At 74.7% G+C, this 7,160-nt stretch carries 11 protein-coding genes; 6 read left to right on the forward strand and 5 right to left on the reverse strand.

Translation table 11 applies throughout. From position 1 onward, the window contains the following. Both J1M37_RS07085 and J1M37_RS07090 read left to right on the forward strand, forming a co-directional pair. Nucleotides 1–533, forward strand: a 533-nt coding sequence (locus tag J1M37_RS07085; protein WP_241250925.1) for a DUF2243 domain-containing protein, incomplete at its 5' end; no start/stop codon positions are given. Beyond that, a complete protein-coding gene (locus J1M37_RS07090) occupies nucleotides 526–1,359 on the forward strand; it encodes a cytochrome c oxidase assembly protein (RefSeq protein WP_010080013.1) in 834 nt (277 codons plus the stop codon). The genes J1M37_RS07085 and J1M37_RS07090, both read left to right, overlap by 8 nt. Nucleotides 1,360–1,456: 97 nt before the next feature. Here J1M37_RS07090 and J1M37_RS07095 read toward each other — a convergent pair whose 3' ends face one another. Further along, the gene (locus J1M37_RS07095) at nucleotides 1,457–1,888 is read right to left on the reverse strand and encodes a MarR family winged helix-turn-helix transcriptional regulator (RefSeq protein ID WP_012751108.1); all 432 of its coding nucleotides are present in this window, start codon (nucleotides 1,886–1,888) and stop codon (nucleotides 1,457–1,459) included. A 121-nt stretch (nucleotides 1,889–2,009) separates the two neighbouring features. On the opposite strand from J1M37_RS07095, the gene J1M37_RS07100 reads away from it, so the two are divergent. Next, nucleotides 2,010–2,438: an organic hydroperoxide resistance protein gene (locus J1M37_RS07100; RefSeq protein ID WP_036341242.1), complete on the forward strand. Its 429-nt coding sequence runs from the start codon at nucleotides 2,010–2,012 to the stop codon at nucleotides 2,436–2,438. On the opposite strand, the gene J1M37_RS07105 is transcribed toward J1M37_RS07100, so the two are convergent. Further along, nucleotides 2,420–2,881: a DUF805 domain-containing protein gene (locus J1M37_RS07105; protein ID WP_134377374.1), complete on the reverse strand. Its 462-nt coding sequence runs from the start codon at nucleotides 2,879–2,881 to the stop codon at nucleotides 2,420–2,422. The two genes, J1M37_RS07100 and J1M37_RS07105, sit on opposite strands and share 19 nt — an antisense overlap. 82 nt (nucleotides 2,882–2,963) lie before the next feature. On the opposite strand from J1M37_RS07105, the gene J1M37_RS07110 reads away from it, so the two are divergent. Next, nucleotides 2,964–3,635: an SGNH/GDSL hydrolase family protein gene (locus tag J1M37_RS07110; protein ID WP_010080009.1), complete on the forward strand. Its 672-nt coding sequence runs from the start codon at nucleotides 2,964–2,966 to the stop codon at nucleotides 3,633–3,635. Nucleotides 3,636–3,977: 342 nt separating this feature from the next. On the opposite strand, the gene J1M37_RS07115 is transcribed toward J1M37_RS07110, so the two are convergent. Further along, nucleotides 3,978–4,418 (reverse strand): hypothetical protein, encoded by a 441-nt coding sequence (locus J1M37_RS07115; protein WP_010080019.1) that lies wholly within the window; start codon nucleotides 4,416–4,418, stop codon nucleotides 3,978–3,980. Nucleotides 4,419–4,542: 124 nt separating this feature from the next. Then, a complete protein-coding gene (locus J1M37_RS07120; RefSeq protein WP_049145716.1) occupies nucleotides 4,543–5,112 on the reverse strand; it encodes an adenylate kinase in 570 nt (189 codons plus the stop codon). Between the two features lie 59 nt (nucleotides 5,113–5,171). Between J1M37_RS07120 and J1M37_RS07125 the strand changes: the two genes are divergently transcribed. Further along, a complete protein-coding gene (locus J1M37_RS07125; protein WP_036341240.1) occupies nucleotides 5,172–5,789 on the forward strand; it encodes a hypothetical protein in 618 nt (205 codons plus the stop codon). Next, entirely contained in the window at nucleotides 5,786–6,559 is a 774-nt protein-coding gene (locus tag J1M37_RS07130; RefSeq protein ID WP_145950789.1) for a class I SAM-dependent methyltransferase, read from the forward strand. Before J1M37_RS07125 ends, J1M37_RS07130 begins: the two co-directional genes overlap by 4 nt. A 31-nt stretch (nucleotides 6,560–6,590) precedes the next feature. On the opposite strand, the gene J1M37_RS07135 is transcribed toward J1M37_RS07130, so the two are convergent. Further along, nucleotides 6,591–7,055 carry an NUDIX hydrolase gene (locus tag J1M37_RS07135; RefSeq protein WP_135101201.1) on the reverse strand — a complete coding sequence of 155 codons (465 nt, stop codon included), beginning with the start codon at nucleotides 7,053–7,055 and terminating at the stop codon, nucleotides 6,591–6,593. Between the last annotated feature and the right edge of the window lie 105 nt (nucleotides 7,056–7,160).

Raw genomic sequence — 7,160 nt, forward strand, 5'->3', positions numbered from 1 at the left:
CCTCCCCCTCCGTCACGGCTCGGCCCGTCGGCCGCCCCGCCCCCGACCTCCACCGCCGCCTGCTGCTGTCCGGGATCCTCTTCGGGGTGGGCGTGGCCGCCTTCGTCGACGAGGTCATCCTGCACCAGCTCCTGCACTGGCACCACTTCTACGACCTGTCCACCGCGGCCGTCGGCCTGGTCTCCGACGGACTCTTCCACGCCTTCGGCTGGTTCGCCGCCGTGGCCGGGCTGTTCCTCTTCGCGGACGTGCGACGCCGCGGCGGCCCCGGCGTCGGCCGGTGGTGGCCGGCGGTGCTGATCGGCGCGGGCGCGTTCCAGGCGTGGGACGGCACCGTCCAGCACAAGCTCATGAGGATCCACCAGATCCGGTACGAGGTCATCCCCACGGAGCTGCAGGGCACCGGCCCGTACGCGCCCGTGGACGACATCCTCGTGTACGACCTCGTGTGGATGGCCATTGCGATCGCCTTCCTCATGATCGGCACCCTGGCGTGGCGGCGCGGCTCCCGCCGGGCGGCCGCCCGTGCATGAGCACCCCGGCGGGATCGGGGCGGAGCTCGGCGCCCAGGCGGCGAGCGCCCCGTTCCCGCTGGCCGGCGTCGTCATCGGCGGCGGACTCCTGCTGTTCCTGGTCGCCTATGCGGCGCTGGTCCGCGCCGGACGACGCCGGGGCCGCGCCTGGTCCGACGCGCGCACCCTGAGCGCGGCCGCGGGGGTGGTGGCCGGCGTCGTGGCGGTGGGACCGCTGGGGGTGCTCGGCCACCACGACTTCACGGCCCACATGTGGGGGCACCTGCTGCTGGGCATGCTCGCCCCGCTGCTGCTGGTGCTGTCCGCGCCGGTGACCGTGGCCCTGCGGGGCCTGCCCGTGGCGTGGGCGCGGCGGCTGTCCCGGGTGCTGTCCACGCCGTACGTGCGGGTGGTCTCGCACCCGGTGGTGGCGGGGCTGCTGAACATCGGCGGGCTGTGGCTGCTCTACACCACACCCCTGCACGCCTGGATGCATGCCTCCGCGGTGGGGCATCTGCTGGTGCACGTGCACGTGCTGCTGGCCGGGTGGGTGTTCACCGCCGCGATCCTGCAGGTGGACCCGGCACCGCACCCGCACGGACACCCGCTGCGGGCAGGTGTGCTCGTGGCGTTCCTCGCGCTGCACGCGATCCTCTCCAAGCACGTCTACGCGCATCCGCCGGCGGGCGTGGGCGTGGCGGAGGCCCAGGCCGGCGCCCAGCTCATGTACTACGGCGGCGACTGGATCGACCTCGTGCTGATCGCCGTCTTCTGCCTGGACTGGTACCGCCGCACCGCGCCGGTGCGGTCGGGGCGGGGCGGTGTGGTGGCCCGGGCGGCGTCCTGAGAAGACCGCTCGATGTGCTCAGGACCGCGTCCTCATGACGCGGTCCTGAGCACAGCAGGCGGTCGCGGGGATCCTGCGCCCCCGCCCGCGCCCCGGCTCAGTCGAGTCCCGCGGCCAGCTCGTCCAGGAAGGCCTTGAGCTCCTCCCGCTGTCCGGCCGGCCCGGGGTAGAGGTCGGCCATGCGTGCGGGGATGTCGGCGGCGGCCTCGCGCAGGTCCCGGCCGGCGGGGGCGAGGGAGATGAGGCGACGCCGCTCGTCGTCGGCGCTGCGGGCACGGGTGACCAGGCCGGCGTGGTCGAGGCGGCGCAGCAGCGGGGTGAGGGTGCCGCTGTCGAGTCCCAGGCGCGCGCCGATGTCGTTCACGCCCACCGGCCCGTCCTCCTGCCAGAGCACCAGCATCACGAGGTACTGGGGGTAGGTGAGGCCCAGCTCCTCGAGCAGGGGCCGGTAGGCGCGGGTCACCGCCCGGCTGGCGCGGTAGAGGGAGAAGCACAGCTGGCGGTCGAGGTCGAGGGGGGTGACGTCCACCCGGACAACCTACCCCGCAGACAACTGGATTGCACACAACCTGATCGCGGACTACTTTGGACCGTGGCCGCCGTCGAGCGGCCCCCGGCACCCCGGGCCAGACACCGTCAAGGAGCACACCGTGATCGAGATCGAGCCCCTCTACACCACCGAGGCCATCGCCACGGGCGGCGGCCGCAACGGCCACGTCCGGACCGCGGACGGCCGCGTCGACATGGACCTGGCGATCCCCGCCGAGATGGGCGGCAGCGGCGACGGCGCCAACCCCGAGCAGCTCTTCGCCGCCGGCTACGCCGCGTGCTTCCACTCCGCCCTGCAGAGCGTCGCCCGCCAGGCCAAGAAGAAGCTCGGCGACTCCTCCGTGGGCGCCCGCGTCTCGATCGGCAAGGCCGGCGAGGGCTTCGGCCTGGCCGTCACCCTCGAGGTCGTCATCCCGGACCTGCCCCAGGACGAGGCGCAGCAGCTCGCCGACGCCGCCCACCAGGTCTGCCCCTACTCCAACGCCACCCGCGGCAACATCCGCGTGGACGTTCAGGTCGTCGACGACTGACCGCTCGGCGCGGCGGCCTCCGCGGCCACCCGCGGATCCGAGGGCTGGAGCACCATCACCAGCAGGGCGATCGCACCGAGCACGGGCAGCAGCGCCAGGAGCAGCCAGGCGCGGCTGAGCCCGGCGTCGTGCAGGCGCCGGGCCGTCAGCGCCCAGGCGGGCACCAGATGGAGCAGGCCCCAGACCCCCGAGAAGGCCTGGTAGGCCTCGGTCATCGAGTCGACGGCGGGGACGCTGAGACCGCTGACCGCGAAGCCGGGGAACACGACGGCGGAGGGGGCGGCCGTCGTCGTGTCCGCCCCGAGCGCCCCGAACAGGAGGGTGATGCCGAGGGACGCGAGGGACAGGTACAGCACCACCCACCAGAACTCGGCGCGCCCGGCCCGGCCGCCGAACTGCGCGTAGCGTCCGTAGAAGCGGCCCACGGCCCGGAGGAGCGTCATGGCCGAATCCTGGCCCATGAGGTGGCCCGAGTCGAGGCCCTCCCGCGTGTCCGCACGTCAGGGCGCCGGTAGCCTGGCGCGCATGCCCTCCCCCTCCGGCTGGCAGGCCCAGCACGACGCCGACTACCGCGCCCACTGGCACGCCCTCGCCGCCCGCGCGGACCCCGACGCGCTCACCTGGGTGGTGCTGGGCGACTCGGCCGCCGTCGGGATCGGGGCCGAGAGCGTGGAGCGCACGTACGTGGCCCAGGTGGCCGAGCGGGTGGCCGCCGAGACCGGCCGGCCCGTGCGGGTGGTGAACCTCGCCGTCAGCGGGGCCATGGCGAAGGACGTGCTCGCCGATCAGCTGCCCCTCATGCCGGCGAGCGGGGTGGACGCGGTGACGTGCGTCGTCGGCGGCAACGACGTCACCTGGGCTTGGCGGTTCCGCGAGGCCGCCTTCGAGGAGCCCCTCGAGGCGATCGCCCGCGCCCTGCCCGCCGGCGCCACGCTGGGCCTGGTCCCGACGTTCCGCATCCCGCCGTTCGAGGCCCGCGTGCGCCGGGCGAACACGGTGGTGCGGCGGGTGGCCGCCCGGCACGGCCTCGGCGTGGCGGACGTGCACGCGGCCACGTGGCGGCGGAATCTGAGGCACCAGGTCAGCCGCCTGGCCCGGGACCTGTTCCACCCCAACGGCGCCGGCTACGAGGACTGGGCCGCGGCGGTCGCCCCCGAGGTGCTGCGGCAGGTGCGGGGTCAGGCACCGGCCGCCTGAGGACTCCTCCCCGCCGCGCGCGAAGCGCACATCCGGCGTCCCTCACACCGGGGGCTAGACGGGGACCCATGCGATGCATAGTCTCCCCTCACGCACTGCACGACGACCGGTCGGGCCGGCGTCCGGGAGCACGGGCTCCCCCGACCGACGGAGGTCCGCCTTGACCCCCTCACCCCCTTCCCGGGGCGGGGCGCTCGGGCATGAGCCGATGGTGCCACGGGAGCGTCCGACGCCCGGCGCCCGACGTGCTCCTGAGTGCTCCGGCGTCGCCGAATCCACTGCGGAACTGACCCTTCTGGCGACCGCCACCGCCCTCAGAAGGGTCACTTCCGCAGCGGATTCTCAGCCGTCCTCGCGGCGCAACGGCACCGGGACCGGTTCGGGCTGCGGCTCCCCGGTGGTGGTGGCCGCGAGCACGCCGTGTGCCGCCGCGGTCAGCACGGCGGCGAAGAGTCCCACACCCAGCGCCGTGGCGGCCCCGTCCGCGAGCAGGGGGATCACCATGCCCGGCACGATCGCGACCCCCACCATCACCACCGCGAACCACGCCGTACTCCCCCGGCCGGCGTAGAACACCTGACGCCCCGCCTCCTCCTGGTCCACCCGGTGGTGCACGTCGCGCAGGGCGAGGGCCACGCCCAGGAGGCACGCCGTCAGCAGCCCGACCGCCCATCCCAGCCCCAGCTCGTGCCGCAGTCCGGACACGACGCCGGCGCATCCCACGAGCGCCGCCGCGACGGCGATCCGCACGTGCCAGACCTTCTCCCGCTCCATCCCGTCCATGGCCCCACCCTGTCAGAGCGCGGGACGAAGGGCGAGGCGGCCGCAGGACCTCCCCTTCTGCTCAGGACCGTGTCCTGAGGACGCGGTCCTGAGCACGACGTGAGGTCCGGAGGAGCAGCGTGCTTCAGGGAGCCTGCCGCCTGCCCTCCAGCCGGGCCAGCACCCACTCCCACTGCCGCGGCGTGCTCAGGCGCAGCACCGGCGCCCCCTCCGCCGCGGCCTCCCGCTCCCGGGCCCATGCCCGCTTGCGGTCGAACGTGGCGGCGTGCCAGCGCAGGATCGACTCCTCCCCGAGCACCCGACGCCAGGACTCGCGGTTGCCGTTGCACATCTCCCCCTGCCCCACCACCCGGCGGATCGTGCGCCGCACCAGGCGCGTGAAGGTCCGGGCCCGCGAGTAGTCCAGGGCGATGACGACGTCGGTCCGCTTCATGACCATCGGCCGGTAGAAGCCGTAGGCGGAGTCCAGCACCCAGGCCTCCCCCGCCGTGACCGAGTCCGCCAGGGCGGTCTGCTCGGCCTCCGGCCGCGGGACCCAGCCCGGCAGCCAGCCGAACTCCTCGTCCACGAGGGTGACCGGCAGGCCGAGCACAGCGCCGAGCCGCACGGCCGCGGTGGACTTCCCGGCCCCCGTGACCCCGTGGAACAGGACGCGGCGGGCCTGCCGCACGTGGTCGATCGAGGCGGAGGGCATGGGAGGAGGCTAACGGCCGTGACACGATGGCCCCGGTCGCACACAGCAGGAGGGGAACGATGACACAGGTGCACACAGGCAACGCTCACAGGCAGATCGTGGACGGCCAGCGCGTCCGCGGGATCAGCCGGGCGGGTCATCCGGTGGTCTTCGGCGGGCTGATCGGGGTGGTCGGCGGCATGGCCTTCCTGCTCGCCGGGATCGCCGGGTTGCCCGGCGACGCTCAGAGCATGCTCCGCAGTGCGGCGGTCGCCCTCGCCGTCTTCGCCCTCGCGGCGGTCCTGCTCCGCCGCCGGACCCTGCCCGCCCTGCCGCCCCCGGCGCCCGGGGCGCTGCGGGTGTACGGGGCCGCCGTCGTCGTGATGCTGCTGCTGTTCCCGGTGACCCGTCTGGTGGCCCGGGCCGCAGACGCGCCGACGGCGCAGATCGCCCTGGTGGCGGCCGTGGTGGGCGCGCACTTCCTGCCGTTCGCGCGCGCGTTCGGCGCGCCGGTGTTCCGGTGGATCGGCGGGTCGATGCTGGTCCTGGGCCTGGTCGGCGCCCTGGCGGCGATGCTCCGCGTGCCCGCCGCGGGACCGGCCGGGGCCGCGGCGGCCGGCGCGGCGATGCTGCTGATCGTGGCGGGGCAGGCCCTGCGGCAGGGGGCGCCCGCCCCGGGTGACAGACTGCGCGCATGACCGACGCCCCCTCCCGCGCCGAGGCCAACCGGCGCACCTACGACGACGCCCGCCTCGCCGCGATCTACGACGTGGACAACCCCGCGGGCGAGGACCACGCGTTCTTCCGCCGGGTCGCGGACGAGGTCTCGGCCGCGCGGGCCAGCACCCGCATCGTCGACCTCGGCTGCGGCACCGGCATCCTGACGGTGACGCTCGCGGGCCCGGGGCGGGACGTTGTCGGGATCGACCCGGCCGAGGCCATGCTCGCGGCGGCCCGCGCGCGCCCGGGCGGGGACGGCGTCGAGTGGCGACACGGGGATGCGGGGCTGATCGCGCCGGACTCCGCCGACCTGGTGGTGATGAGCGGCAACGTGGCCATGCACCTGGTCGACGACGACTGGCACGCGTCGCTGCGGCGCATCGGTGCGGAGCTCGTGCCCGGCGGCCGCCTGGTCTTCGAGACGCGCAACCCCGTCCGGCGCGCGTGGGAGGGCTGGCAGCAGGACCCCACGGAGCGCACGATGCCGGCCGGGCGGGTCCTCGAGTCGGAGCGCACCTCCGCCCCTGACCGGCACGGGGTGGTGACGATGCGCGTGCGCACCGAGTTCCTCGACTCCGGGGAGGTGTCCGAGGTGGACCAGCACCTGCAGTTCCGCTCCGCGGAGCAGGTGCGCGCGGACCTGGCCGCAGCGGGGCTGCGGGTGGAACGGCTCTCCGGAGACTGGCACCGCACGGCCTTCGACCCCGCCGAGCACCCGCTCATGGTGGTGGAGGCGGTGCGGGACTGACCGGGCGGTGGACGGCGAGCCCCTATGCCCCTCAGTCCCCGAACCCGACCGCCGTGTCCGGGGTGAGGTCGCCGTCGCGCAGGCCCTCCAGCACGAGCCGCTCGTAGTCCGGAATCGGGCTCGGCAACGAATCCAGGGGGAACCACTCCAGGTGGGAGGCTTTGCCGGGCTCGCAGATCCGCGGCTCACCCGCCCAGGACCGGCAGGCCCAGAACCAGTCCACGCGCTGCTCGCGCGGGGTGTCCGTGCCGTCCGTGCGCTGCATGACGGTCAGCAGCTCGAGGGCAGCAGGCTCGATCTCGACGCCGAGCTCCTCCGCCGTCTCCCGGACCGCCCCCTGCCGGGCCGCCTCCCCCGGCTCCACGTGCCCGGCGGCGCCCGCCACCCAGAACCCGTCCATGTACCCGGTGTGATGCCGGCGCTGCAGCAGCACCTCCCGTCCCCGCAGCAAGAGGACGTAGGAGGAGGGCACGAGGGCGAAGGAGTGGGCGGCCATGGGCACCATCATCGCCTCACGGGACCGCCACTGCGGCCGGTGCGTGGATGACGCCCGTGACCTGGGCATTCGCTGGGAACTGCCGCTAGCGTGGGCGCCATGGCC

This window comes from Micrococcus sp. KRD012, assembly GCF_017168555.1.
In the GTDB taxonomy this organism is placed as follows: domain Bacteria; phylum Actinomycetota; class Actinomycetes; order Actinomycetales; family Micrococcaceae; genus Micrococcus; species Micrococcus luteus.

Excerpts from the sequence above, each read along its gene's own strand:
- J1M37_RS07105 (WP_134377374.1), bottom strand. The coding sequence starts at position 2,881 with ATGACGCTCCTCCGGGCCGTGGGCCGCTTCTACGGACGCTACGCGCAG.
- J1M37_RS07110 (WP_010080009.1), top strand. The coding sequence starts at position 2,964 with ATGCCCTCCCCCTCCGGCTGGCAGGCCCAGCACGACGCCGACTACCGC.
- J1M37_RS07115 (WP_010080019.1), bottom strand. The coding sequence starts at position 4,418 with ATGGACGGGATGGAGCGGGAGAAGGTCTGGCACGTGCGGATCGCCGTC.
- J1M37_RS07120 (WP_049145716.1), bottom strand. The coding sequence starts at position 5,112 with ATGCCCTCCGCCTCGATCGACCACGTGCGGCAGGCCCGCCGCGTCCTG.
- J1M37_RS07125 (WP_036341240.1), top strand. The coding sequence starts at position 5,172 with ATGACACAGGTGCACACAGGCAACGCTCACAGGCAGATCGTGGACGGC.
- J1M37_RS07130 (WP_145950789.1), top strand. The coding sequence starts at position 5,786 with ATGACCGACGCCCCCTCCCGCGCCGAGGCCAACCGGCGCACCTACGAC.
- J1M37_RS07135 (WP_135101201.1), bottom strand. The coding sequence starts at position 7,055 with ATGGCCGCCCACTCCTTCGCCCTCGTGCCCTCCTCCTACGTCCTCTTG.